The organism is Pseudovibrio axinellae, from assembly GCF_900110875.1.
In the GTDB taxonomy this organism is placed as follows: Bacteria; Pseudomonadota; Alphaproteobacteria; order Rhizobiales; family Stappiaceae; genus Pseudovibrio; species Pseudovibrio axinellae.
This window is the reverse complement of record NZ_FOFM01000002.1, coordinates 127236-152171: the sequence shown is the minus strand read 5'-3', so window position 1 is coordinate 152171 and position 24936 is coordinate 127236. Positions and strand designations below refer to the sequence as shown.

Sequence of the window (24936 nt, the reverse complement as noted above, 5' to 3'; positions counted from 1 at the left end):
CCAATGTTGAGGTTATTTTCTCTCAACACACAGCGCGATACCCATGCCGCCACCAATGCAAAGCGTTGCTAGACCTTTTTTCTTATCTTCGCGCTTCATTTCATGCAGAAGTGTTACAAGTACGCGAGCACCAGAAGCGCCGATTGGGTGGCCCAGGGCAATTGCGCCGCCGTTGACGTTCAGCTTATCAGAGTCGAGCCCAAGTTCCTGACCCACTGCAAGTGCCTGAGCTGCAAATGCCTCGTTGGCTTCTACAAGGTCGAGGTCTTCAACGGCCCAACCCGCTTTCTTTAGAGCTTTCTTGGAGGCAGGAATGGGGCCCAAACCCATGTATGCAGGATCAACACCAGCAGTCGCCCATGATTTGATGGTTGCCAGCGGTGTCAGTCCGCGTTTGTCTGCAGCCTCAGCGCTCATCAACACAAGTGCGGCTGCACCATCATTGATGCCAGAGGCGTTTGCAGCTGTAACCGAACCTTCTTTTTTAAAAGCCGGGCGCAGTTTTTGCATGGATTCGATGGTTGCTCCAGCGCGGATATACTCATCATCTTCAACAATGCGCTCAGCTCTGCGTTCTTTCACGGCGATCGGAGTGATCTCGTCTTTGAACTTGCCGGACTTCAATGCTGCTTCTGCTTTGTTTTGAGAGGCAACCGCGAATGCGTCCTGTGCTTCGCGGGAAATCTGGTATTTTTCCGCGATGTTTTCTGCGGTTATGCCCATTGGATAGCCCTGGAACGCGTCGATCAGGCCATCTTTCATCATGGTGTCTGTCATCTGATAGTCACCCATCTTCACACCAGCGCGCAATTGCTGGCAGTGAGGCGACAGGGTCATGTTTTCCTGACCACCTGCAACGATGATGTCAGCGTCTCCGGACTGGATTTGCTGCATGCCCATTGCAACAGCGCGTAGTCCTGACCCACACACTTGGTTGATAACCACGGCGGTGGAATCATCAGAAAGGCCTGCATTGATCGCGGCTTGACGTGCAGGGTTTTGACCCAGACCAGCGGTAAGCACGTGACCAAAGATAACTTCGTTGACGTCGGCAGTTTCCACTTTTGCCAAATCGAGAGCTGATTTGATAACGGCAGTGCCCAGCTCAGAGGCCGGTGTGTTGGCAAAGGAGCCGTTAAATGAACCAATCGGGGTGCGTGTCGCGCTTACAATTACAACATCATTAGGCGAGGTCATGTGCAATTCTCCAATATTATATATGAGGCGGGACTTCTTTGGTTTCACGCAGATCAACAGAGCAGACAGCTGTGCTGGTGCATTGCAGCATAAGAGGTCCTTTAAATTCGTAGAACACCTAATGGCAGACTATTCAATTTGTAGGGGGGAAAGCCAGTTGAATTCGATAATTCCAATTAAGACCATAGTAGACTAATGAAACGGCTAGCGCGAAAGGTGGGGTTTAGCTTACTCTGCGGCTTACTAGTTAATTCCATATCTAAAAAATGTGGGATAAGGGGGGAGCTGGCCGAAGCAAATTGGGATAGTGTTTCTGATCAGCCGTAATCGCGCATTGAGGTACTCAAATCTGATGGCTAAGACAAGCGAAGCCACTATTATCAAGAAGTACGCCAACCGGCGCCTCTACAATACCGGAACCAGCAGCTATGTGACCCTTGAGGACCTGGCGGTGATGGTGAAGGATGAAGAGGACTTTGTCGTCATTGATGCGAAATCGGGTGATGACATCACGCGATCAGTCTTGACGCAGATTATCTTTGAGCAGGAAAGCAAGGGGCAGAACTTGCTTCCTATTGCGTTCTTGCGACAGCTTATCCGGTTTTATGGCGACAGCATGCAAAACCTCGTGCCAAGCTATCTGGAATTCTCCATGTCATCTCTTACTCGAGAACAGGAGAAACTTCGTTCGCAGATGAACCAGTCCTTTGGAACGTCCGCCTTTGAAGTTCTGGAAGACCAGGTGAAACGAAACGCAGATATTTTCGATCGTGCGATTAAAATGTTCCTGCCATTTGAGGGGGGCGATGGGTCTGATGCTCCGGCTTCTCCAAAACCGCAGGAAACAAACGCAGCGCAAAAGCCAGCGGAAAAGCAGGCTAGTAGCGGAGATATCTCTGATTTGAAAGAGCAGCTTGCAGAAATGCAAAAACAAATCGCTGCCTTGGCTGCAACGAAAAAAGACAGCTAATTCATTTATGCAGATACTGATTGAAAGCCGGAGCATTGTCTCCGGCTTTTTGCTTCAATAAATCCAAGGAAACAGGCGGCAGCGGACTCTTTGTGTGTAGTTGGTGTACCCTTTCACACTTTCGCACAGCTCGGTTTCTTCAGTTCTCATCAGAGGTAAAAAGCCAAGGAAGACCAGGGGAATGGCTATGAATGCGAAGAGCTTTGACCCTAATATGAGAGAAAGGCCTGCGATGCACATCATAAGCCCCAAATACATTGGATGGCGTATCAAAGCGTAGGGACCGCAGGTATCGACGCATTGTTCCTTTGCCAAGTCGACTTGTGCAGTGGGTCTGGCGAAAGGACTCTTGCTGAAGGTCCAGACGATGAGCGCTATGCCACACATGTATAGAAATAGGCCTCTGAGGATCGGTGTGATCTCTCCGTCTTGAGGTAGAACTTGCCAGATGTGTGCATCAAGTGCCGCTAGGAAAAAGTAGATAAAGACGGAACCAAACAATATGCCTGTAGCTTTTTGGTCTTGTTTGAGGGGAGCGGTTGGGATCGTGGTTCGTTCTCTAAACAAGACGGGGTTGATGCGGGCAAGCCAAAGGCCCACGCCGACCTGCGCGAAGTAAACCAATGCAACAACCATCCAACCGCGCGGCCACGCGAAAGATGAGCTGGCAAGGGCAATCGCTGGCATGATTGCAAGCGCAATGAATACGGCGAGTACAGCAGAACTCCTGGTTAGGCGAAGATACAGTTCTCTCTCCCTCTCAGCACGCTGGCCTGATTAATTGGAAAGCTTACGAGGAGAAATCGCGCTTGAGGGCAATAGAATGCTTATCTGCTGAATAGTGGGTTAGCGCGCTCCTTAGAATGCGGGCTAGTCGATCAGACCAAGAGTGCGGATGTAGCTGGCAAATGCCGGTTCTGTTGTAAATTGATAAGCTGTTAAACCAGCCTCGCGAGCGCCTTCGACGTTGTCGAGCCGGTCATCGACAAACAGGCTTTCTTCTGGCTTGAAACCATACTTCTCACAGAGAGTTAAATAAATATTTGGGTCTGGTTTGCGTGTGCCAAACTCGGCAGATGCGTGCCCTCGGTCTCCGAAAATGGGTTCAAGTGCGGGAGCAATTTCGTAAAGCGCATCCTGCAGCATCATGCCGTTGTTTGTAAGCAGCGCGACTTCGTGGCTTTGCTTGATTGCCTCCACATGGGCGAGCATGTCTGGCCATTCGGTCATCATATCACGGCGGATGTCTACCCATGTTTCACGTGAAATTGGATATTCCAGAAGTCTTTGATATTGCGCTAAATATCCTTCTGCTGTGTTGGGTGTGCCTTCTTCAGCAGTGTTTTCTTCCGGGCCAGCAAAGACAGTTCTGTCGATGTCTTCCTTCGACCTGCCCGTCATTTTGGAAAGAGCGGTGAGGCGTTTGGGATGATCGTAATCGTAAAGAACATTGTCCATATCAAAAATGACAAAGCTGATCTGCATAAAACTGGCCCGAAACTAATTAACTTACAAAGGTGAAGCAGTTGATGGACATACTATAGGACAACAACTGCGGCCATGTCGTGTCAGCCTGCGTCTGCTTTGAAGCCAGCAGACTCAATGCCTGCAATTGCGGCGGCTTCGTCATTTTCTGATGTGTCGCCGGTGATACCGACTGCGCCGATGATCGTTTTGTCCGCATCGCGTACAAGCACGCCACCAGGCACAGGTACATTGCTGCCGCCCGCGACGCCGTTGAGTGCTTGCACGAAGTGAGGGCGTGTTTGTGCGTTGTCGTTGAGCCAACGGGATCCAGCGCCAACTGCTACTGCGCCATAGGCTTTGCCCATTGCGATTTGAGGACGGAGAATCGATGAACCATCTTGACGCTCGAGTGCAACGAGGTGCCCGCCTGCATCTAAAACAGCGATGGTGAGTGGTTTCAGGCCGAGTTCTTTTGCTTTTGTTTATGCTGCTGAGATGATTGTTCGGGCGTGGTCAAGATTAAATTGCGCCATGAGTATTTCCTGATAGATTTTGCTGAATCACCTTATTTTATCAGAGGTTGATGATGTGGAGTATTCTTCGGTTGGGGAGCGAAGTGCTACGCCAAGCAAAAAGAGGGGTTTTCCGTGTTTAGAGATTTTCAACGTCCAGGTCGTTCACCGATATTTGCGCCGTCAGCTATGGCTGCAACATCCCACCCACTGGCAACACATGCTGCATTAGAGATTTTGCGAGAGGGTGGAACCGCCGCTGATGCGGCAGTTGCTGCAATTGCGGTGCACAGTGTTGTTGAGCCCCATATGACTGGTATTGGTGGCGACTGTTTTACGATCGTTGCACAACCAGATGGTTCGCTGTCTGGCATGAATTCATCCGGCCGTGCTGCAAAAGCAGTGACAGCAGAAAAGCTGATTGAAGGCGGTTTGCAGGATATTACGCCTGACTCTATTCATGCTGTGACTGTACCTGGTGCACTTCGCGGGTGGGAGAAGCTGCTGCGGGACCACGGCAAGATGACCTTTGCCGATGTTTTAAAGCGGGCAATTGGATACGCGCGTGATGGTTTTGCGGTGACCCCACGGACCGCGTTTGACTGGCAAAGCCGTGTTGACTTCCTGAAGCGAGATGCAGGTGCAAGCCGGTATTACCTCAAGGATGGACGCGCTCCTTTGCAAGGTGAAGTGATGCGCCTCCCTGCCTTAGCTGAGACGCTGGAAGCTGTTGCAGCAGAAGGTGCTACTGCTTTTTATGAAGGAGCTATTGCCGAAGAAATCGCTGCTGTTGTGCAGGCAAAGGGTGGTTATCTTTCTGCTGATGATTTAGCTGCGCATGAGGCGATCGACCTTTCACCAATTACGACAGACTATCAGGGTGTTACTGTGGCCGAGCTGCCGCCGAACGGGCAGGGCATTGTTGCGCTGGTGATGCTGGAGCTGATGAAGCGGTTTGACTTTAAGGGAATGGACCCTGTCGGAGTTGAGCGCTTCCACCTTGAGGTGGAAATTGCAAAGCTTGCGTATTCAGGTCGGGATCGGTTTCTTGCCGATCGTGATCATATGCGGTTCTCGCCAGAAGAGTTGCTCGGCTCCGATCAGATTGATCGCCTTGCTGCGTTGATCAACCCGAAAGCTGTTTTACCTCGTCAGCCAGAAAGAATTTTGTCTCCTAAGTCTGACACAACTTATCTAACGGTGGTTGATGATCGCGGAATGGCGGTTTCGCTCATCAATTCTATCTATCATGGTTTCGGTTCTGGAATTGCAACGCCAAAGTCTGGCGTTCTTTTACAAAACCGTGGTGCGTGTTTTACGCTGGAGCGCGGTCACCCTAATCAGATCGCGGGCGGAAAACGACCAATGCATACAATCATTCCTGCCATGGCAGTGCAGGATAATAAACCGTACATGACATTTGGTGTCATGGGTGGTGGGTATCAACCATGTGGGCATGCGCATGTGCTCTCTAACCATCTGGATTTTGGCATGGATGTGCAGCAGATGATTGATTGCCCTCGTGTGTTTATGGATGAAACGTCCTTGGCATTGCAGGTGGAAACATCTGTTCCTGGAAGCACAGTGGATGGCCTAAAAGCGCTGGGACATGAGGTCGTGCGGTCAAGCGATCCAATTGGTGGATCTCAGGCGATCTTGTTCGACCGCGCAAATAGCAGTCTCATTGGCGGTTCTGACCCCCGCAAAGACGGCTGTGCGCTTGGGTATTAGGCGGTAGTTGCAATTGGGTTGAGTAAATGCCGATCTGGGAACAGGTCGGCTTTTCAGATTGAAAGCTGCCGGATACAAAGCTGATCAACGACCCAAACTCACGCATGATACTCAATGATCCGGCCTTCGCCGATTTTGCGGGGCGCGCGGGCGGTGGTGAGGTAGCTGGTGATGCCGTCTTTGGGTTCTACACGCCGATGCTTCCTGAGATGCGGGGCGTTTTCCTTTACTGCAATCAGGTGTGCGACGAAGGCTGAATTGCTGCGGAAAATGTGTATCTTCCGGTGTGGGTCCAGATGAAGGCTGTGCGTATCAGGATGGTTGGCTGCCTGCGCATCGTTTTGTGTTGTCAGTTGTTTACCGGGATTGGCGTGATTGTCTTTGTTTGAGACAGGTGCGTCTTTGCGATCACGTTGATTTGCCGTGCGCGGGTCAACACTATCGCGATTGCGATTATTGGCGCCTACATTAGTGTTTGTCGCTTTTCCCGTGCGGGTGACACGCATGACTTAGCTCCCCGACTGTCTCAGAATGAGACGAATACCAGTTTCCTGATATTCAAGCCGCAAGGCTCATGCCAAGCTGTAAGTTTTTATTAGTATTTTAAATATTTCGGTTAGTTTATGACTGGTGTGGAAATATGAAAGCCGCTTTATTTCAGTAGGTTAAAGTTTGTCGATTTGACCTTCGGGGCCAGAGACGAGGAGGGTGACGCCATCCTCAGTAAACGTGCGCTCTATGATTTCCAGCTGTAGCAAAATGATTTGGCGTTCCAGTTCGGCACTTCTGGCGAAGCTTGCTGAGACGCTACGGGTCTTTATGCGCAACCATGGCACAAGCTCAGCCTCGCGAATTGCAAGGTTGGTCACGCCGGAGTAGGCGCGCGCCAACCCGCCCGTTCCAAGTTTGGTTCCGCCGAAGTAGCGAACAATAATGATGCCAACATCGACCAGATCAGCGCCAATCAATGTTTTCAGGGTTGGCATCCCTGACGTGCCTGAAGGCTCACCATCATCCTTGCCGCCTTCATCGATGCGGCCTTCTGGCAGCATGCGTCTGAAGGCGGTGACGTGATGGTTTGCCTTTTTGTGCTCATCGCGTAGATCCGCCAGTGTTGGAGCGAAATCAGCGTGAGGGACCAGAAAAGCGAGGAAGCGAGACTTCTTCTCCTCTAGCTCTGCATAGTACTCACGCTCGACGGTGAACAGGGGCATGGATTCATGCTCCTACCGGCTCTGTGGATTTGAAGTGCTTGGAGAGCTTGAGCGTTTGTCCCTGATAGTTGGAACCGATACCTTCGCCGTAAAGAGTCTCTGGTACGTCTTGCATGTGCTCGTAAACAAGGCGACCAACAGTCTGACCGTGCTCAACGATGAAAGGCACATCATGTGAGCGCACTTCTAGGACAGCGCGTGAGCCCGTGCCGCCAACGGTTGAATGGCCGAAGCCTGGATCGAAGAAACCAGCGTAGTGAACACGGAACTCGCCCACGAGTGGGTCAAACGGAACCATCTCGGCTGCGTATTGCGGCGGCACGTGGACAGCTTCCTGCGAGACGAGGATGTAGAATTCGTTCGGGTCCAAAATGAGTGTGGCATCGCCGCGATTGTGAAGTGGTTCCCAGAACTCTGCGGGGTCCTGCGCGTCTTTGCGGTCGACATCAATCACGCCTGTGTGGCGCTTTGCCCGATAACCAATGAGACTTCCTTTGCCGTCACCTTGCAGATCGATTGAGACCTGTACGCCGTTGTTGATGGCATCTTCATCCATACCACCAGAAACCAGTGTGTGCTGGTCATGGACTGCCTTCAGGTCTTCATCATTGATGATGACTTCGCCATTGCGGAAACGGATTTGAGAGAGGCGGGAGCCTTCGCGGACCAGAACTGGGAATGTCTTGGGAGAAATTTCTGCATAAAGCGGGCCGGTGTATCCAGCTTCGACGCGGTCGAAGGCACGGCCATGATCTGTAATGACGCGTGTAAACACATCGATACGACCGGTAGAGCTTTTCGGGTTGGCTGTCGCGGACAGTTCAGCAGGCAGGTCGAGAGTTTCCTGAAGGCGGACGATGTAAACGCAGTTTGTTTCTAGCACGGCGCCTTTGGACAGGTCGATCTCGTGCAGGATGATGTTTTCCAGCTTGTCTTCCAGCTTGGAGTTTGGACCGGGCAAGAAAGACGCACGCACGCGCCAAGCTCTGGCACTCAGGCGCAGGTCAAGGCTGGCAGGCTGGATTTGATCTTCATCAGGAGCTTTATCGGCGCAAATCACGCCTTGCTCAAACATGGCCTCAATCGCTTTTGCCGGAAGAATGCCTGTCATTTTTGATTTCGCCCACTCATATTCAATTCGTTGGTTTACTGATTAACGTAAGTTTGATCGTAGGCCAAGTCTGCAACCTGTGCTGATTGATTGACCCTACTGTATTTTCAAGGTAAAATCGCGACCTATTCCGTGGTGATTTGGTCGACCGGCTTGCAACCACGTTAAACAAGTAGCTAAAGGGTCGGGTTCTTGCACAGACCTCGGCCCGCGCCGGGGGTTTTTAATGAAGGGGTAGAATAACACCTCTTCGGGCAGGAATGAGCGATGACAGACGCAAAGAACTGGAAGCCGGCAACACGGCTTGTTCATGGGGGCACAACGCGCTCCAGCTTTGGTGAAACATCCGAAGCTATTTTCCTTACACAAGGGTATGTATACGATAGCTCTGAAGCTGCAGAAGCACGCTTTTTGGGCGAAAATCCGGGGTATATTTATTCCCGTTATGCAAACCCAACTGTTGGAATGTTTGAGCAGCGAATGTGTGACCTAGAGGGGGCCGAGGCTGCACGCGGCACGGCTTCTGGTATGGCGGCTGTTAATTCTGCGATCATGGCCTGTGTGAAAGCTGGCGACCATGTGATTGCTCCTAAGGCGTTGTTCGGTTCCTGTCGTTACATCATTGAAAAGCTTTTGCCGCGTTACGGTGTGGAATCCACGTTGATTGATGGCACTGACATTGAGCAATGGAAAGCAGCTGTTCGTCCAAATACCACAGTTGCGTTTTTGGAGAGCCCTACCAACCCAACCCTTGAAGTGATCGATATTCCAGCGGTCGCAGATATTATTCACCAAGCTGGCGGACGCCTTATTGTCGATAACGTGTTCGCAACTGCGATCTGGCAAAGCCCGCTGGCTCTGGGTGCTGATGTGGTTATTTACTCTGCGACCAAACATATTGATGGGCAGGGTCGTTGTTTGGGTGGCATTGTTCTATCGGACGAGAAGTGGATTTTGGAGGAGTTCCATGACCCGTTCAAGCACACCGGCCCAGCTATGAGCCCGTTTAACGCATGGGTGCTGCTGAAGGGGCTGGAGACGCTTTCATTGCGCGTTGAACGCCAGACCTCTAACGCAGGCAAAATCGCTGAATATCTGGCAGATCACTCTGCTGTTTCCCGACTGATTTACCCTGGGCGAGACGACCATCCGCAAGCGGACATTGTTAAGAAGCAGATGCAAGGTGGTTCAACCATGCTGGCGTTTGACTTGGCTGGTGGCAAGGAAGCGGCGTTTAAATTCTCAAATGCGTTGGATATTGTTAGCCTGTCTAACAACCTTGGTGACGCGAAGAGCCTGATCACTCATCCGGCAACGACAACACACCAAAGTGTAGCGGAAGATGCGCGCATTGAGCTTGGTATCACGGACAAGACACTGCGTTTGTCGGTTGGTTTGGAAGACCCAGAGGACTTGCTGATAGATGTTTCGCGCGCGTTGGAGAGTTTAAAGGGCTAACGGAAAGCGTGAGAGCAAGCTTTAGTTTGAAGATCAATAAGGGTGCCATTTCAGGCGCCCTTTTTACTTGGCGCATGCCATATGACGCGAAGACGCTGCTGCTGATGTGCTCTCGCCCTGGAAAACACGGCAGGCTATGAAAGCGCCTTTGTTTCGGGCCTTACCCACTTACCCCTTGCAAGCATCGTACTTAACCATCTGCGCTGACTGAAAGATCTCGCCGGGCGCCGGAAATTGTAACGATAAAGCCTGCTATGACATCTAGAAAGGTGATGGTCATGAGCAAGAAGAACAAAGGCGTTGCTGCCTCCTGAACGGAGAGGAACTCAACCAGATAGGTGACAAGTATGATCAGAGAGAGGCTGTGATCTAATAGCGATATAGCTGAGGTTCTGGTTGCCTTGATGATCTCAATAAACAGCAGCACGAGAGAGGCGGCGAGCAACAGAGTTGCTATATCCAGAGGAACCACGAGGCCAGAAGGCAGTGGGATACTGTAGAGGACAGCTGCCCAAGGGGTGACGTTATACCCCTGGTCCAGAACTGGCTCCAGATCATCGAACCAGCGAAATGCAACTGCGTTGTAAGCCAAAAGCGGAAAAAGGGTAAGTGGTATAGCTTTCATCAGGTTGGTCCCTTCGCAAGGCTGTTCAGATACACCAAACTTGCGTAAGGTTAACACAACTACCAGAAATTGCGATTCCTAGATTCCAAGGCTCTTTAGGGGCGCAGCGTTAAAGCTGTGCATTGAGCCTAGTTGGGTTGGCAAAATGGATCTGTTTTGGAAACTCAAGAGCAGAGGCAAGGGGCTCATGTTAATGATCAGAGGTAAGGTCGGTGTGTGAAACTACCTGGTCGCTACATCCTGCAAACTGTGCGCAACGTTCCAGTTCACAGGTTAAACGATTGATGCGCCCTTTCCCCATACGAACACCAGGTTCTGGCCAAAAACGTTTTACCACTAAGGCGCTTGAGGCTTTGTCACGCTTCATGTCTATGCGGCCAATCAGTTTATCTCCCTCCATAACGGGGAAGACATAATAGCCGTATTGTCGCTTGGCTTCAGGTACGAAGATTTCGATGCGGTAGTTGAAATCGAATAGGAACTCAGCGCGTTTGCGGTCACGTAAGGCCGGGTCAAAGGGGCTTAGGATGCGGACCCGCTGTGCCGGGTTGCCGAGTGCAGACAGATCTGTTTCGATCTGGGGCCGGGCGAAGCAGAGTTTTGCTTTCCCTTGGTTTGCTGCTTCAATCTCAACTGGGATGAGCTCTTGGCGTGTTTGGGCTTGTTCACACCAGGCCTTTACATCGGTAAGGCTGAGCTTGTCCCAGTACGCAGCAATTTCGCTGGGCGTTGCAAACCCAAGGCGCTCTAGTGCTGAGCTGCATGCCCATTCCACGGTGTCCTCTTTTGTGGGTTTGACTGAGCGATGTGCTGGGGGAATGACGCGTTCTGTCAGGTCGTATAGCTTTTGGAATTTCTCGCGTCGGGATACAGAGATGTGGCCTGTTCGCCATAGGTATTCAAGAGCTGTTTTGGAGGGGTTCCATTCCCACCAGCCCCCTTTGCTGCGCTTTTCATCTTTTCCGACGTCCGACGTGCCAGCTGGGCCATTTTCTTCAATCTGTCGAAGGATCAGATTGAGTTTTTCTTGATACTCAGCACCGCGCCAAACCTTCCATCTGGATTGCAGACTCTCTGCGCTTTGTTTGAAGCGATAATGCCAGTGAGGGAAGAATTCGGTTGGAATGATGGAGGCATCGTGCGTCCAATGTTCAAACAGACTGCGGTCTTTCTCCAGTAGTTGTGCAAGGTTTGGGGGGCGGTAGTTTTGACGACGGGACCACAAGATCATGTGGTGCGCGCGCTCGACTGTGTTGATGCTATCAACTTGTACGAAGCCAATTCGTTTGATCAGTGTAAGGAGGTCTTCACCTTTGGATGCCCCATTGGGAGATTCAAGAAGTGCATGTTTTTGCAGAAACAGGCGGCGCGCAGCGATGTTGTCTACTTTTAAAACCAACTGCGCCTTCATGTCTAACAGCCTCACATAGATTGAAAATGTGTGCCTAGGCTATGAGAGCCGAGGCCTTGCTGCAAGCAAATACATACAGATAGTTGTGATTTGTTCTTATTTTGTTCTTTAATGGAGATTGTAGTGGATTTTGTAGAGAAACAGCGGGGTGTGTTGCAGCGAATGGTTGTTGGAGCACTCGTAACTGCGACTGTGCTTTTATTAGGGGCACTTCTCAATCCATTTGGTTTTGCCGAAGACTGGAATGCAGTGGCACGGTTTTGGGTCGCCGCCGTCTCTATGTTGTCTCCATCGTTGTTTCTGATGATAGGGATTGGGCGTTTGGCGATGCATCGGTTTACACATGCCGATGACATCGATGGTGGAGGTCTGACACGTGGCAGTTCTGAAGCCAAAATGTTGCAGAGCATCTTGCAAAACACCCTTGAGCAGGCTGTGCTGGCAGGGTTCGTCTATGTGGCGTGGGTTGCTATTATGCCAGGTAGCACAATGTCCGTACCGCCACTTGCGGCGCTGTTCTTTGCTCTTGGACGTATCTTGTTTTTTACAAGCTATGAAAAAGGCGCTCCCTGGCGCGGCACCGGTTTTGTGCTGACGTTCTATCCAACTATATTCATGCTGCTGGCCATTATGGTTAGCTTGATGGCGGGTTTGTGAGGGAGATCGCCGAAGCCTGCTGATTATTGAGTTTGGTAATCAAGGAGCTTCAACTGTGCAGACGTTCATTTACAAAACAAAACCCGCAGTGTTTCCACTGCGGGTTTGTGAGTTTAGCTAAGCTTTTGAGCTTTTACCCTTTCAGGCGTCTGCGAGCTCTTTTGCTTTGTTCATCTGGTTCCGCTTTGCCAGTGTGCGCAGGCGCAGGGCGTTGAGGCGGATGAAGCCAGCAGCATCTTTTTGGTCGTAAGCGCCGTGGTCGTCTTCGAAGGTCACCAGCTCTTCTGAGTAGAGAGAGTAGGGGGACGCACGACCTGTAACGATGACGTTGCCTTTGTAGAGCTTCAGCTTAACAGTACCTGTTACAAACTCTTGAGACTTGTCGATCATTGCCTGCAACATCTCACGGTCTGGTGAGAACCAGAACCCGTTGTAAATGAGCTTTGCATAACGTGGCATCAACTCGTCTTTAAGATGCGCTGCATCGCGATCCAGTGTGATGGATTCCATCGCACGGTGTGCTGACAGGAGGATTGTTCCGCCTGGTGTTTCGTAGATGCCGCGAGACTTCATGCCAACGAAGCGGTTTTCTACCAGATCGAGACGGCCAATACCGTTGTCACGGCCATAATCGTTCAGCTTGGCAAACAGGGTTGCCGGAGACATGTGTACGCCATTGATGGAGCACGCGTCGCCTTTTTCAAAGCCGATTTCGATCTCGGTGACTTCGTCGGGTGCGCTGAGCGGGTCAACAGTACGCTGGAAAACATAGTCTGGAGCTTCTTCATTCGGGTCCTCCAGAACTTTACCTTCGGAAGAAGAATGCAGCATGTTTGCATCAACAGAGAACGGAGCTTCGCCGCGCTTGTCCTTTGGTACTGGGATCTGATGCTGTTCAGCGAACTCGATCAGGTCAGTACGGGACTTCAGCGTCCAGTCTCGCCAAGGTGCGATCACCTTGATGTCTGGGTTCAGTGCGTAGCAAGCCAGCTCGAAGCGTACCTGATCGTTGCCTTTACCGGTTGCGCCGTGCGCAACTGCGTCAGCGCCAGTTTCTTCTGCAATCTCAATGAGACGCTTGGAAATGAGCGGACGGGCGATAGAGGTGCCGAGGAGATAAACGCCTTCGTAAACTGCGTTGGCCCGGAACATTGGGAATACGAAATCCCGAATGAATTCCTCTCGGAGATCATCAACATAGATTTCTCGAATGCCAAGCAGTTCAGCTTTTCGTCGTGCTGGCTCCAACTCTTCACCCTGACCTAAGTCAGCTGTGAATGTTACAACTTCGCAGCCGTATTCTGCCTGCAACCACTTGAGAATAATCGAGGTGTCGAGCCCGCCAGAATAGGCAAGCACAACCTTTTTGATGTCGCCTTGGGCCATAGATTAATATCCAAATAGTGTGTTCGGGCGCGTAAAGCGCCTACGGGCCGCAATCTACCGAGCGTAGCGGACAACGCAAGTGATGATTGATGGTTGCGGGCCTGTTTATTAATCTCGATAGTTGAGAAGTTTGCAGGTATCCACAGTGGTGCGTACAGGTGATGTTGTTGTTAAGATCAACGTATATAAAGATAAATAGCTGAAAACGTAGGGGTAATGACGTATGCGCTGCAGGACGGAGCGTTTCAAGTACACCCTTAGAGTGTGTGTTTGTAGTTGATCAACTGTATCTTAGCTCAACGGTTTCTATGGAAAAACAGTATATTTTATTCGCAGAAAATAAATCAACAGTTCGCAATAAACGAACAAGTCTCTGTATTTTAGAGGATTTCACTGAAGTGTTTGTGTGTAGTGAGGTTCCTCTTATGCGCTGCCGATTTTGACGTTTTGGTCAATTTTCGCGATGGCTATGGTGTTTGATTCGGTGAAGTTCTTTATGGGCTCCAGTGTTTTGGAGCGAGTTCAAAGCCTTCAAACAAGAAGCCGGGTGCTACCGTACAGCCGACCAATGTCCAATCGCCAAGGCTTTCTGCTGATTGCCAAGCTTGTCTTGGCACAATCCCTTGAGGTCGTTGACCGTTTAATACGTCCATACCGAGTATGATCTCACTTGGATTGCCATCTTTTGTGCTGATTGATAGGCGTAAAGGGGCTCCGCCGTAGTAGTGCCAGGTCTCAATTGCATCGATCCTATGCCAATGTGATTTTTGGCCTCTCTTGAGAAGGTAGTAGATGGCTGTTGAGTAACCGCGTCCTTCTGGCCCTTCTGAATCGCGGAAGGTTTCGGTGTAGAAGCCACCTTCCGGGTGTTCCTGCATCTGCAATTCTGCAATGATTTCCTCAGAGGTTGCAGTGTTGGAAATTTGATCAAGGGACATCAAAAATTGTCCTTACGGCGGCGTATTTCCGCAAAGATATCAGCAGGTTCTGCGTTGAGCATATTTAAGCTTTTTTGAACTTCGGCATCACATACACGCAAAAATGGATTTGTTGAAAGTTCGGCTGCCATAGAGGTTGGTAAGGTTGGGCGTCCAACTTCTCGCAAGGCTTCAATACGTTTTGTACGCTCTTGGAGTGCTTGATTGTTCGGGTCAATCGTAAGGGCGAATTGTGCGTTTGACAGGGTATATTCATGGCCGCAGTAAATGGTGGTCTCTGGTGGGAGTGTGTTTGCCAGATGGCTGAGTGAGGCCCACATCATTTCTGCATCACCTTCAAACAACCTCCCGCAACCCAAGGCAAAGAGTGTGTCGCCAGTGTGGGCGATGCCAGCCTCCTTGAACCACCAAGTGATGTGGTCCAGTGTATGACCGGGTGTACCGATAGCTTTTACGGCAATTGGGCCAACGAGAATATCGTCGCCATCTTCAACAAATTTGTCGAGCCCAGATAGGTGCTGGCGGGATCGTTCTGGCCCAGTAACGACCGCTCCTGTTTTTTCTACGAGCTCGGTAAGTCCTGCCACATGGTCCCAGTGATGATGGGTTATCAATATGTCAGTGAGGTTCCACCCAGTTTCCTTAAGAACTTCAAGGTATGGCGCTGCTTCGGGCACGTCTATTGCTGCGGTGCAGCCGCTTTCAGGGTGGTGGATGATAACGCCGAAATTATCTTTAAGACAACCAAACTGTCGAACTTCAACTTCAATCATCAACCGGCTCCCAAGCACGTAATAAATTCTCTATTGGATCATGGTTGGACACGCTATTAAATTCAACTGCAAACTCATAAAACTCTGAGAGTGGTTGATGTATGCTTGCAAATCATCTCGAAGAAGCGTTGCGTCCGAGCCTTTGGCACCCCATGATAAGAATAGGCAATAGGCGGAGACCCAGTTGTATCTTGATGTTACTCACTTAAAAGAGTTCTACGATCTGCCACTTGGGCGAATGCTTCGAGTGCTGGTGGGGAGCCGCGTAAAGATGCTGTGGCCTGAAATGCGTGGTCAAAGGCTGTTGGGTATCGGATATGCTGCGCCTTACTTGCGGCCTTACTTGAAAAAAACCAATCGTGTGTTTGCAGGGATGCCCGCTGCACAGGGGGTTGTGAAGTGGCCGCGTGAAGTGGATGTGCCAAATAAAGCCTTTCTTATGGAAGATGGACAGCTCCCATTTCCAGATTCATGCATTGACCGGATATTGTTGGTTCACTCGCTAGAAATGGCGGGAGAACCCAGCGCTTTACTCGATGAGGTCTACCGTGTGTTGTCGCCCGGTGGCCGTGTCATTGTGATCGTGCCTAACCGCCGTGGAGCCTGGGCGCGCTCAGAGGTTTCTCCTTTTGGGTATGGCCGCCCTTACTCAAGGCCTCAGCTTGATAACTTTTTGAATAATCATCACTTGTCTGTTGTTTCTCGTGAGGAGGCTTTATTTGTGCCTCCAACCAATTCGAGAGTCGTCTTGAAAAATGCGCGTAGCTTTGAGCGTTTGGGTGCTGTTGCATGGCCTGCATTTGCTGGCCTGTTGGTCACCGAAGCCGAGAAGCAGGTGTACAGGGGCATTCCACTCAAAGCACGTCATGTGGCACGTGTTTTACGACCTGTCTTTCTGCCAAATGGCAAGACAGCAGGGGCGCAGGTTATGAGTGGCCATCGCGGTCAAAAAGGTGGGTCGCTCAGCAACAGAAGCGACCGGTAGCTTTTTTATTTGCGTTCCAGTAGGAAAACGGCCTGATCGCCAATCAGATTCCAAACCCACCATGGGGCATTGAAACCAATGCGTCGTCCTTTTGCGTCCAAAGCCTCGGCCTTGATGACCTTGGCGTTGACCTCTTCTGAAAGAGCGACAAAGTCACGGATCGTGCAGAAATGGATGTTTGGTGTGTCGTACCACTGGTAAGGCAGATAGTCGGTGACCGGCATTTTGCCGTTGCACAGGAGCTGTAAGCGGTTGCGCCAATGCCCGAAATTAGGGAACGAGACGACAACTTTCTTGCCTATGCGGAGTAACTGCTCAAGAACCTGTTTCGGGTCCATCGTGGCCTGAAGTGTATGGCTGAGGATGGCGTAGTCAAAGGCGTCATCTGGATAAGCTGCCAGATCATTATCAGCATCGCCCTGAACCACAGAAAGCCCGCGAGAGACGGCCTCGTTCACGCCTTGCTGGGAAGTGTCAAAGCCGCGTCCATCCACGCCTCTGGTTTCAATCAGAAGCTCCAGAAGTTTTCCGGTACCGCACCCAATATCTAAAACACGGGCACCCGGCACTACAAAATCGCAGAGAATTCGGTGGTCGCCGCGTTCGTTCTTCAAATCTGTTTTTGTCATATCGGATCTACTTTATTGAATGAACTCTGCCGTTTATGCTGGTGAGTGTGTTTCACCGTTGCCGGGAGCAGGGATGCCCCGCGCTTTTGCCGCTCCCGTCAGGAAGCCGCGCATGGTTTTGAACAGTTCAGGTTCATCAAGCAGGAACGCGTCGTGGCCGCGAGAGCTTTCAATTTCAACAAAGGAAACGTTTGCTGCTGCAGCATTGAGCGCGCGGACAACATCTTTGCTTTCAGAGGTCGGGAAAAGCCAATCCGTTGTAAAGGACATAACGCAAAAACGGGTTTCGCTATGCAAAAATGCGTTCGCTAGCTTTCCGCCATGTGCGGTTGCCAGATCGAAATAATCCATTGCCCGTGTGACATACAAATAGGAGTTCGCGTCAAAGCGATCCACGAAGGTCATGCCCTGGTGCCGCAGGTAGCTTTCAATCTGGAAGTCAGCGTCAAAGCCGAAGGTTATCCTTGAGCGGTCCTGAAGGTTGCGACCAAATTTGTTGTGTAGCGAGGCATCAGACATATAGGTGATATGCGCTGCCATACGCGCAACTGAAAGGCCTTTTGTTGGGCGTTTGCCTTCCTTTGCATATTGGCCGTGACACCAGTCCGGATCCGCCATTACAGCCTGTCTACCAACTTCATGGAAGGCAATGTTCTGGCTGGAGTGCCGTGGACCTGATGCAATTGGAACAGCGGCAAACACCTTTTCGGGATAAGCAGCAGCCCATTGCAACACCTGCATGCCGCCCATAGAGCCACCAACCACTGCAAACAGCGTTTCGATGCCGAGAGCTTCCACCAGCTTTGCTTGTGAGCGCACCATATCGCCGATAGTCACGACGGGGAGGTCGAGCCCGTAGGTTTCGCCAGTTTCTGGATTTGTGGAGGCAGGGCCTGTTGTACCAAGACAGCCGCCAAGGACATTGGCGCAGATGATAAAGTACTTATCTGTATCGACAGGCCGACCGGGACCAACCATCATTGACCACCAGCCCGGCTTGCCCGTAACCGGATTTTCCGAGGCCACGTACTGATCACCCGTGAGTGCATGGCACACTAAGATAGCGTTGGTCTTGTCCTCATTGAGCTCGCCATAGGTTTCATAGGCGATCTGCCACGGGGCAAGCTCGGTACCTTCATCAAGGCGCAGAGGGTTTTCTGGTCCAAATCGCATGAGCTTGCTGGCAGGCATTTGCATCTGCTCCGCTGCAACACTGGCTTGTGTTGAGGGCAAGATATTCGGAGTCTTCTCCGGTTTTGCGCTGGCAGTCTCAGTCATATTTTTTTCCAAAGGGTTGGATAAGCGAAGTGGATGTACCTCTAGGGGATTACAAGAGAGTTTTTGCTAGGTGTCTATGGTCAGTGTGTCAACGTTTTCTTTTGTTTCCATTCCTGTTGTTTTCTACGGATTTACACAGGTCCTGTTTAACAATTTGAATGAGTTAGCAAGGTGCACGGCTCTTTATCTAGTGCTGATGGAAAAATGAGTTAGTCTCAATATTATATGCTGCCGTATGAAGAAGATGATATATTGCATAGCGTGCGCAGATCTGATTGAGCAGATTGTTGCGGTAAACGTTGAAGAGGGTTTTAGGTCTGCTGTTTTTCAGTGGTTTCGTGATGCAAATACTATGTGCCGGAGGTTGGAGGTCGAGCTCTGTTTTGCGAATCGTGCCGTAGGGTGAATATGGTAGCAGGCAGATGCTTTGAGTATACTCAGGCATCTGTGTGAGGGAACACAAAATGTTCCGTTGGTACGACCGTATTCGTGAGTGCGCCCAGACTGTGAGATCAAAGCCCTAGATATTTATGCCTGCGATGTGCACTTGAATGGCCTGATGCCTGACTGATTAATGCGCAAAGATACTGGAGTGTTGAGTTTTTATCGCAGTTTTGAAGGTGTAGATGCGTTATTAACTGGAGCGCTTGGTCTTTTGGAGTGAGAGCGGCTGGTCTGTATTAGACAGCAGAACCACTGATGAGTGAGATATGACATGTTGGTGGATCTCGCGCGCCGCTTGACCTAGATGATGAATTTGATAGTGAAGCAGACGTAGTTCGTTAAACTGCGTGTTTTGTGAGTGAAGGATTGAAATGATGGAAGAGCAGATAGTGCGCCCTGTCGCTCGTGCTGGTGTGTTGGCAATTGACCCGTATATCCCAGGTAAGGCGAAGGCTAGTGGTGGTCATAAACTGCATAAACTCTCTTCCAACGAGTCTCCTTTAGGGGCCAGCCCAAAAGCGCTGGAAGCCTACCGCTCCATTTCTGACCTTCAGTATTATCCTGATGGCAGCGCTACGTTGCTGCGCGAAGCTATAGGTGAAGTCTATGGCTTGAATCCGCAGCGCATTATTTGCGGCTGTGGCTCTGACGAAGTGTTGAGCTTGCTTGCCTATGCTTATCTCGGCGAGGGTGACGAAGCTATTTATACCACGCATGGCTTTCTAGTTTATAAGATTGCGATCCATGCAGCTGGTGCAACACCTGTTGTCGCGCCAGAAAAAAAACTGACGACCGATGTCGATGCAATTCTGGAGCGGGTCACCGAGAAAACCAAAATGGTTTTTGTGGCGAACCCAAATAATCCGACTGGTACCTATATTCCCTTCGATGAAGTAAAGCGTTTGCATGCTGGTCTTCCGAAGTCCTGTATTTTGGTGCTGGACGCGGCTTATGCGGAGTATGTGCGCCGCAACGATTATCAGGCCGGGATTGAGTTGGTTGCGAATTCAGAAAACGTCGTGATGACGCGGACGTTCTCCAAAGTGTATGGTTTGCCTGCGCTGCGTGTCGGCTGGGCGTATGGCCCTGAACACATGATCGACGCCTTAAACCGCATTCGTGGGCCGTTTAATATGAATTCGGCTGCAATTGCGGCCGGTGCTGCTGCTGTGCGTGATCAGTCGTTTGTTGAGCAATCGGTTAGTCACAATAGTGAGTGGTTGCCATGGGTCGTTGATGAAATGACCAAACTAGGTCTTGACGTCACGCCAAGTGTCGGCAATTTCATTTTGATCCACTTCCCTGACGAGCAGGGTAAGCGAGCTGCTGATGCTGATGCCTTTTTGCTTGAGCGCGGGTGTGTGCTAAGGCAAGTGAAAGCCTATGGATTTGACAATGCGCTTCGCATGTCAATTGGTAGTGAAGAAGCCAACAGAGATGTTGTTGCTGTTCTCGCTGAATTTCTGAAGTAGCCCTAGTAGAAGGTCTCCATGTCTGAACCCTTGTTTAGCCGGGTCGCACTGATTGGTATCGGTCTGATCGGCTCCTCTCTTTCGCATGTCATGCGCCGCGAAAAGCTGGCGGGTGAAATTGTTGTTTCCACACGCTCAGAAGTTACTCTGAAGCGTGCGGAAGAGCTGAGGCTTGGGGACCGATATTATCTGGACGCAGCAGAAGCCGTTAAAGGGGCAGACCTTGTTATCGTGTGTGTGCCAGTTGGCGCATGTGGAGCAGTGGCGCAAGCTATTGGCCCGCACCTGGCTCGAGGCGCTATCGTCACGGACGTCGGCTCTGTAAAGGCTGCTGTCGTGTCCGCAATGAAGCCGCATATACCCGAAGGCGTCCATTTTATTGCAGGGCACCCGGTTGCAGGTACGGAATACTCTGGCCCAGACGCCGGGTTTGCGTCTCTTTTTGAAAATCGCTGGTGCATCCTTACTCCTGACGAGGACACCGACACCGCAGCGATTGAACGTTTGACGGCCTTCTGGGAAGGCTGTGGCTCTCATGTCGACACGATGGATGCTCAGCACCATGATCTGGTGCTCGCCGTTGTGTCGCATCTCCCACATATCATCGCGTATAATATTGTTGGCACGGCTGATGATCTGGAAACTGTAACCAAGTCCGAAGTGATCAAGTACTCAGCCTCCGGTTTCCGTGACTTTACGCGTCTGTCGGCTTCTGATCCAACCATGTGGCGTGACGTTTGCCTTAACAACAAAGAGGCAATCCTAGAGATGCTGTCGCGCTTCTCTGAAGACCTTTCTGCGCTGCAACGGGCAATTCGCTGGAGCGATGGCGATGCGTTGTTTAAGCTGTTCACCCGCACCAAGGGAATTCGTCAGCAACTTGTCGAAGCTGGTCAGGAATCTGCGGCACCAAACTTCGGTCGTGAGAACGAAAAAGGTGAGCCAGCGGAGTAGGTCTTTACTCCTCATCGCAAAAAAACCGCCCGGGTCAGAGCAAATCTGATCCGGGCTTTCTTTTGGGCAAACCCTCGATATCTTGCAGATATAACTGAGACCTTTCAATTTTGTGGGAGGCAGGACGCTATTGGTTTACCGAGGTTGCAAGGGAAGCTTTGTGACTTGGGGAGCGGTGAATACTCTCTTGCTTCATGTGGCCTTGTTAGGAGTTCTAAGACCATGAAGCTGAGTGGATGTGCAGCCATTGTTGTGGCTGGTCTTGTCGTTGTGAGTGGAGCAGGGGCGGCTGCTGAGAGCGAGCGCGTTCCTGGTGGGCCGACTGCGGTTGCAATTATGAAGGACGTTGATGGCAAGGCGGTTGGCAAGGTTGTTTTGAATGAAACACCGAGCGGCATCCTTCATATCACGGCAATGTTTGACGGGCTGCCACCTGGAGAGCATGGGTTTCATGTGCATGAAAATGGACTCTGCGAACCTACTTTTGCAGCAGCGGGAGGACATTTTGCACCGGAAGGCCATGACCACGGAATTGACGTGAAAAATGGAGCACATGCAGGTGATTTGCCAAACCTGCATGTACCGCTTAACGGCAAGCTTATCCTTGAGGTGTTTTCCAAGACGCTGCATTTGGCGCCTGATGACAAGAACAGTTTGATCGGAGGGTCTGGCCGGGCGTTGGTTATTCATGAAAACGCTGACGATTATCATAGCCAGCCGAGCGGTGATGCCGGGGGGCGGATCGCATGCGGTGTAATTGTGCCAGTGACACAAAATGCCGATGGTTTTCAGAGTTACCCTGAAGAAATGCCGAGTGACCGCAAATAGCTTTAACACCGCATGGGTTTACATGCAGTGTGGGTTTATGTGTTCCCGTAAAACGGGGGAGGCAAGGTGAGCAGGCAATACCTGCGCAGTTTGGTTAAATATGAGTCTTCGGCATTGGCTGATCACCTTGCCTGGGCGTTTTTGTATGAAACAAGGTCATCCCCGACAGGCATTGTGAGCAGATAAGTGCCAAAAACATCCATCTGCCAGTGCCGACACCCATCAGGTTGACCAGCTTCCGCTTGGCCTCTGCACTGTTGGCTTTCAAGGGGTGTTTCAACGAACCCGCCGAAAGATACGTTACTTCTTCCAGTAGCTCCGCCCAGCCCACGCCGCACTGACGGACGGTCCGCCAGCTGCCCGTTTACGTGAGCACAGGATTTAGAATAAGGGTGCTTTGGCCCAGGGGAATAACTTTTCCCGCATTCACCCGCCTTGTTGGTTGGGGAGAGGTGGGTAATTGCTGGCTTATGGTGCGCGCTAGCGCTAACTCAGGTCATGAACTAGCGTCCAACTCAGTGTCATCCCGGCCTTTGAGCCGGGACCCACCCAGCGATTGCTGCATGCTGTGAGTTTCGTTTTTCCGTGCGGTGGTTATGGATCCCGGCTCTTCGCTTCGCTTGTCCGGGATGACATCCGGTGGGGGGGCAAGGATGGCGATGGGGCGGATAGCAGGGAGGCAGGTGGTGGTGGCTGCTGAATGGTCGGTCTGGAGAGGGCAGATACAAAAAGGGAGGGCCGAGGCCCTCCCTTAAGCGCTTCATCTGAAAGATGAACTTAAGAAGCTTTGCTTGACGCACGTTCAGCGCGTTTGCGCTCGTGTGGGCACAGCAGAGCTTTACGCAGACGGATGGAATCTGGAGTTACTTCCACCAGCTCATCTTCTGCGATGTAAGACAGTGCACCTTCAAGGCTTAGCTTGATTGGAGTTGTCAGCTTAACTGCATCATCCTTACCGGAAGAACGCATGTTGGTGAGCTGCTTGCCCTTCAACACGTTAACTTCCAGATCGTTGCCGCGTGTGTGTTCACCGACGATCATGCCAGCGTAAACCTTTGTGCCCGGATCGATCATCATTGGACCACGGTCTTCAAGGTTGAACAGAGCAAATGCGACTGCGTTACCGTCACCATTTGACAGCAGAACACCCGTGTTACGGCCCTGGATAGCACCTTTGTATGGTGCGTATTCATGGAACACACGGTTGAAAATTGCGGAACCGCGTGTGTCTGACATCAGCTCAGCCTGGTAACCGATAAGGCCACGTGTTGGAGCATTGAACACCAAACGGGTACGACCACCGCCGGAAGGACGCATTTCAAGCAGTTCAGCTTTGCGTTCTGTCAGCTTTTGAACAACAGCACCTGAGTACTCTTCGTCAACGTCGATGATGACTTCTTCGATAGGCTCAAGACGCTTACCGTTTTCATCTTCCTGATACACAACGCGAGGACGACCTACACAGAGCTCGAAGCCTTCACGGCGCATGTTTTCAATCAGGATAGCAAGCAGAAGTTCGCCGCGGCCAGAAACGATGAAGGCATCTGCTTCAGCAGTTTCTTCGATCTTAAGCGCAACGTTACCTTCAGCTTCCTTCATCAGACGCTCGCGGATAACGCGGGACTGAACTTTGGAACCTTCGGTGCCTGCCAGTGGACCATCGTTCACGCGGAACATCATGGACAATGTTGGTGGATCGATTGGCTGCGCCTGAATTGGCTCAGTAACCTGAGGCGCAACGATTGTGTCTGCCACAGTTGCCTTGGTCAGACCAGCGATGGAAACGATGTCGCCTGCTTCGCCTTCGTCGATTGCTGAACGTTCAAGACCACGGAACGCAAGAACCTTGGAGATACGACCGGTTTCGACGACTTCACCATCACGCGTAAGCGCTTTGATCGCCATGTTTGGTGTCGCAACGCCAGAAGCAACGCGGCCAGTCAAAATGCGGCCAAGGAACGGGTCGGATTCGATCGTCGTTGCCAAGAGGCGGAACTCGCCTTCTTCGGACTCAGGCTCTTTTACATGCTCAAGGATCATGTCGAAGAGAGGAGACATGGATTCTTGCGGGCCAGCTGGCTCGAGTGACATCCACTCTTGCTTTGCAGAACCGTAGACAACAGGGAAGTCGAGCTGATCTTCGTTCGCGTCAAGAGATGCGAACAGATCGAATACTTCGTCGAGTACTTCGTCAGCACGCTGTTCTGGCTTGTCGATTTTGTTGATCGCAACAATCGGCTTCAGGCCAAGCTTAAGGGCTTTGCCGAGCACGAATTTTGTCTGAGGCATAGGACCTTCAGCGGCGTCAACAAGAAGAACAACACCATCAACCATGTGCAGAATACGTTCTACTTCACCACCAAAGTCAGCGTGACCTGGGGTGTCTACAATGTTGATACGTGTGTTGTTCCAGACCAAAGAGGTGTTCTTGGCAAGAATGGTGATGCCGCGTTCACGCTCGATATCGTTGGAGTCCATCATGCGTTCTTCGGTGCGCTGATTGTCACGGAAGACGCCGGACTGCTTCAACAGGACGTCGATCAGGGTCGTTTTGCCGTGGTCAACGTGGGCGATGATCGCAATATTGCGAAGTTTCATGGAGGCTCCGTTTGGCCATGGGAAGTCGTGACGTGTGGGAGGATCATGGGAACGCCCAATCCACGCCAGTCCTTCAATCTAGTTTTTCTCTAATGAAAGATGCGCTCTTCTATCCTATTTTATTGTTATTTCAAACCATCTCGCCAAAAAACTGCTAAGTATTTATTAGATCTCACGTTTTTATTGGCAAGTTTGGTCCGTTCGGCAGGTTACGCCCAAAAATGGACGCAAATGCGGTGATCTGAGCGTGCTCGATTTTCGTAGAAATTGATCTAAATGAAGATTTCGGGGCAGTGAT

At 51.0% G+C, this 24936-nt stretch carries 22 protein-coding genes, 1 pseudogene and 1 riboswitch; of the genes and pseudogenes, 8 read left to right on the top strand and 15 right to left on the bottom strand.

Features of this window, described 5'->3' with window-relative positions:
* Positions 1–12 precede the first annotated feature (12 nt).
* Positions 13–1197, bottom strand: a complete 1185-nt coding sequence (locus BMZ51_RS05600) for an acetyl-CoA C-acetyltransferase (RefSeq protein ID WP_068001288.1) — start codon at positions 1195–1197, stop codon at positions 13–15.
* 352 nt (positions 1198–1549) lie between these two features.
* Here BMZ51_RS05600 and phaR point away from each other — a divergent pair, with 352 nt between their 5' ends.
* Positions 1550–2167: a polyhydroxyalkanoate synthesis repressor PhaR gene (phaR, locus tag BMZ51_RS05595; RefSeq protein ID WP_068001285.1), complete on the top strand. Its 618-nt coding sequence runs from the start codon at positions 1550–1552 to the stop codon at positions 2165–2167.
* A 54-nt stretch (positions 2168–2221) separates the two neighbouring features.
* Here phaR and BMZ51_RS05590 read toward each other — a convergent pair whose 3' ends face one another.
* The 3 genes and pseudogenes from BMZ51_RS05590 to BMZ51_RS05580 form a co-directional block, all read right to left on the bottom strand.
* Positions 2222–2854 carry a methyltransferase family protein gene (locus BMZ51_RS05590; RefSeq protein ID WP_068001281.1) on the bottom strand — a complete coding sequence of 211 codons (633 nt, stop codon included), beginning with the start codon at positions 2852–2854 and terminating at the stop codon, positions 2222–2224.
* 183 nt (positions 2855–3037) lie between these two features.
* The gene (locus tag BMZ51_RS05585) at positions 3038–3652 is read right to left on the bottom strand and encodes an HAD family hydrolase (RefSeq protein ID WP_068001278.1); all 615 of its coding nucleotides are present in this window, start codon (positions 3650–3652) and stop codon (positions 3038–3040) included.
* An 83-nt stretch (positions 3653–3735) separates the two neighbouring features.
* A pseudogene (locus BMZ51_RS05580) lies at positions 3736–4167 on the bottom strand (GlcG/HbpS family heme-binding protein).
* Between the two features lie 114 nt (positions 4168–4281).
* Here BMZ51_RS05580 and ggt point away from each other — a divergent pair.
* The gene (gene ggt / locus BMZ51_RS05575; protein WP_068001275.1) at positions 4282–5877 is read left to right on the top strand and encodes a gamma-glutamyltransferase; all 1596 of its coding nucleotides are present in this window, start codon (positions 4282–4284) and stop codon (positions 5875–5877) included.
* Positions 5878–5975: 98 nt separating this feature from the next.
* Here the strand turns inward: ggt and BMZ51_RS05570 are convergent, their stop codons facing one another.
* From BMZ51_RS05570 to BMZ51_RS05560, 3 genes are all read right to left on the bottom strand, one after another.
* The gene (locus BMZ51_RS05570; protein WP_068001271.1) at positions 5976–6383 is read right to left on the bottom strand and encodes a hypothetical protein; all 408 of its coding nucleotides are present in this window, start codon (positions 6381–6383) and stop codon (positions 5976–5978) included.
* Between the two features lie 159 nt (positions 6384–6542).
* Positions 6543–7091 carry a YigZ family protein gene (locus tag BMZ51_RS05565; protein ID WP_068001268.1) on the bottom strand — a complete coding sequence of 183 codons (549 nt, stop codon included), beginning with the start codon at positions 7089–7091 and terminating at the stop codon, positions 6543–6545.
* A 4-nt stretch (positions 7092–7095) separates the two neighbouring features.
* Positions 7096–8202 (bottom strand): 2'-deoxycytidine 5'-triphosphate deaminase, encoded by a 1107-nt coding sequence (locus BMZ51_RS05560; RefSeq protein ID WP_068001265.1) that lies wholly within the window; start codon positions 8200–8202, stop codon positions 7096–7098.
* 122 nt (positions 8203–8324) lie between these two features.
* Positions 8325–8402, top strand: a riboswitch (SAM riboswitch).
* A 67-nt stretch (positions 8403–8469) separates the two neighbouring features.
* Here BMZ51_RS05560 and BMZ51_RS05555 point away from each other — a divergent pair.
* Positions 8470–9660, top strand: coding sequence for an O-succinylhomoserine sulfhydrylase (locus tag BMZ51_RS05555; RefSeq protein ID WP_068001262.1), 1191 nt, complete (start codon positions 8470–8472; stop codon positions 9658–9660).
* 190 nt (positions 9661–9850) lie between these two features.
* Here the strand turns inward: BMZ51_RS05555 and BMZ51_RS05550 are convergent, their stop codons facing one another.
* A complete protein-coding gene (locus BMZ51_RS05550) occupies positions 9851–10285 on the bottom strand; it encodes a hypothetical protein (protein WP_068001260.1) in 435 nt (144 codons plus the stop codon).
* 190 nt (positions 10286–10475) lie between these two features.
* The gene (locus tag BMZ51_RS05545; RefSeq protein ID WP_068001258.1) at positions 10476–11696 is read right to left on the bottom strand and encodes a winged helix-turn-helix domain-containing protein; all 1221 of its coding nucleotides are present in this window, start codon (positions 11694–11696) and stop codon (positions 10476–10478) included.
* A 123-nt stretch (positions 11697–11819) separates the two neighbouring features.
* Here BMZ51_RS05545 and BMZ51_RS05540 point away from each other — a divergent pair, with 123 nt between their 5' ends.
* On the top strand, positions 11820–12353 hold the full coding sequence (locus BMZ51_RS05540) for an MAPEG family protein (RefSeq protein WP_208979320.1): 534 nt from the start codon (positions 11820–11822) through the stop codon (positions 12351–12353).
* Positions 12354–12494: 141 nt separating this feature from the next.
* Here the strand turns inward: BMZ51_RS05540 and BMZ51_RS05535 are convergent, their stop codons facing one another.
* From BMZ51_RS05535 to gloB, 3 genes are all read right to left on the bottom strand, one after another.
* A complete protein-coding gene (locus tag BMZ51_RS05535; protein ID WP_068001253.1) occupies positions 12495–13739 on the bottom strand; it encodes an argininosuccinate synthase in 1245 nt (414 codons plus the stop codon).
* A 494-nt stretch (positions 13740–14233) separates the two neighbouring features.
* Complete coding sequence (locus tag BMZ51_RS05530; protein WP_068001249.1) at positions 14234–14677, bottom strand: cupin domain-containing protein; 444 nt, start codon at positions 14675–14677, stop codon at positions 14234–14236.
* Positions 14677–15450: a hydroxyacylglutathione hydrolase gene (gene gloB / locus BMZ51_RS05525; protein ID WP_068001246.1), complete on the bottom strand. Its 774-nt coding sequence runs from the start codon at positions 15448–15450 to the stop codon at positions 14677–14679. Before gloB ends, BMZ51_RS05530 begins: the two co-directional genes overlap by 1 nt.
* Positions 15451–15634: 184 nt before the next feature.
* Between gloB and BMZ51_RS05520 the strand changes: the two genes are divergently transcribed.
* The gene (locus BMZ51_RS05520; protein ID WP_068001241.1) at positions 15635–16435 is read left to right on the top strand and encodes a class I SAM-dependent methyltransferase; all 801 of its coding nucleotides are present in this window, start codon (positions 15635–15637) and stop codon (positions 16433–16435) included.
* Positions 16436–16440: 5 nt separating this feature from the next.
* Here the strand turns inward: BMZ51_RS05520 and metW are convergent, their stop codons facing one another.
* Together metW and metX are read right to left on the bottom strand one after the other, a co-directional pair.
* A complete protein-coding gene (gene metW, locus BMZ51_RS05515) occupies positions 16441–17064 on the bottom strand; it encodes a methionine biosynthesis protein MetW (RefSeq protein ID WP_068001237.1) in 624 nt (207 codons plus the stop codon).
* A 33-nt stretch (positions 17065–17097) separates the two neighbouring features.
* Positions 17098–18354, bottom strand: coding sequence for a homoserine O-acetyltransferase MetX (gene metX / locus BMZ51_RS05510; RefSeq protein WP_068001234.1), 1257 nt, complete (start codon positions 18352–18354; stop codon positions 17098–17100).
* A gap of 806 nt (positions 18355–19160) precedes the next feature.
* Between metX and hisC the strand changes: the two genes are divergently transcribed.
* From hisC to BMZ51_RS05495, 3 genes are all read left to right on the top strand, one after another.
* A complete protein-coding gene (gene hisC, locus BMZ51_RS05505) occupies positions 19161–20258 on the top strand; it encodes a histidinol-phosphate transaminase (RefSeq protein ID WP_068001395.1) in 1098 nt (365 codons plus the stop codon).
* Between the two features lie 18 nt (positions 20259–20276).
* A complete protein-coding gene (locus BMZ51_RS05500) occupies positions 20277–21212 on the top strand; it encodes a prephenate/arogenate dehydrogenase family protein (RefSeq protein ID WP_068001231.1) in 936 nt (311 codons plus the stop codon).
* A gap of 222 nt (positions 21213–21434) precedes the next feature.
* A complete protein-coding gene (locus tag BMZ51_RS05495) occupies positions 21435–22040 on the top strand; it encodes a superoxide dismutase family protein (RefSeq protein WP_068001228.1) in 606 nt (201 codons plus the stop codon).
* A gap of 777 nt (positions 22041–22817) precedes the next feature.
* Here BMZ51_RS05495 and typA read toward each other — a convergent pair.
* Positions 22818–24638, bottom strand: coding sequence for a translational GTPase TypA (gene typA / locus BMZ51_RS05490; RefSeq protein ID WP_068007966.1), 1821 nt, complete (start codon positions 24636–24638; stop codon positions 22818–22820).
* Positions 24639–24936: the final 298 nt, after the last annotated feature.

Coding starts and splice junctions, on each gene's coding strand:
- BMZ51_RS05565 (WP_068001268.1), bottom strand. CDS start 7,091: ATGCCCCTGTTCACCGTCGAGCGTGAGTACTATGCAGAGCTAGAGGAG.
- BMZ51_RS05570 (WP_068001271.1), bottom strand. CDS start 6,383: ATGCGTGTCACCCGCACGGGAAAAGCGACAAACACTAATGTAGGCGCC.
- BMZ51_RS05555 (WP_068001262.1), top strand. CDS start 8,470: ATGACAGACGCAAAGAACTGGAAGCCGGCAACACGGCTTGTTCATGGG.
- BMZ51_RS05500 (WP_068001231.1), top strand. CDS start 20,277: ATGTCTGAACCCTTGTTTAGCCGGGTCGCACTGATTGGTATCGGTCTG.
- BMZ51_RS05590 (WP_068001281.1), bottom strand. CDS start 2,854: ATGCCAGCGATTGCCCTTGCCAGCTCATCTTTCGCGTGGCCGCGCGGT.
- metW (WP_068001237.1), bottom strand. CDS start 17,064: ATGACAAAAACAGATTTGAAGAACGAACGCGGCGACCACCGAATTCTC.
- BMZ51_RS05585 (WP_068001278.1), bottom strand. CDS start 3,652: ATGCAGATCAGCTTTGTCATTTTTGATATGGACAATGTTCTTTACGAT.
- BMZ51_RS05600 (WP_068001288.1), bottom strand. CDS start 1,197: ATGACCTCGCCTAATGATGTTGTAATTGTAAGCGCGACACGCACCCCG.
- BMZ51_RS05535 (WP_068001253.1), bottom strand. CDS start 13,739: ATGGCCCAAGGCGACATCAAAAAGGTTGTGCTTGCCTATTCTGGCGGG.
- phaR (WP_068001285.1), top strand. CDS start 1,550: ATGGCTAAGACAAGCGAAGCCACTATTATCAAGAAGTACGCCAACCGG.
- BMZ51_RS05545 (WP_068001258.1), bottom strand. CDS start 11,696: ATGAAGGCGCAGTTGGTTTTAAAAGTAGACAACATCGCTGCGCGCCGC.
- BMZ51_RS05530 (WP_068001249.1), bottom strand. CDS start 14,677: ATGTCCCTTGATCAAATTTCCAACACTGCAACCTCTGAGGAAATCATT.
- BMZ51_RS05550 (WP_068001260.1), bottom strand. CDS start 10,285: ATGAAAGCTATACCACTTACCCTTTTTCCGCTTTTGGCTTACAACGCA.
- BMZ51_RS05560 (WP_068001265.1), bottom strand. CDS start 8,202: ATGACAGGCATTCTTCCGGCAAAAGCGATTGAGGCCATGTTTGAGCAA.
- hisC (WP_068001395.1), top strand. CDS start 19,161: ATGGAAGAGCAGATAGTGCGCCCTGTCGCTCGTGCTGGTGTGTTGGCA.
- BMZ51_RS05495 (WP_068001228.1), top strand. CDS start 21,435: ATGAAGCTGAGTGGATGTGCAGCCATTGTTGTGGCTGGTCTTGTCGTT.
- gloB (WP_068001246.1), bottom strand. CDS start 15,450: ATGATTGAAGTTGAAGTTCGACAGTTTGGTTGTCTTAAAGATAATTTC.
- typA (WP_068007966.1), bottom strand. CDS start 24,638: ATGAAACTTCGCAATATTGCGATCATCGCCCACGTTGACCACGGCAAA.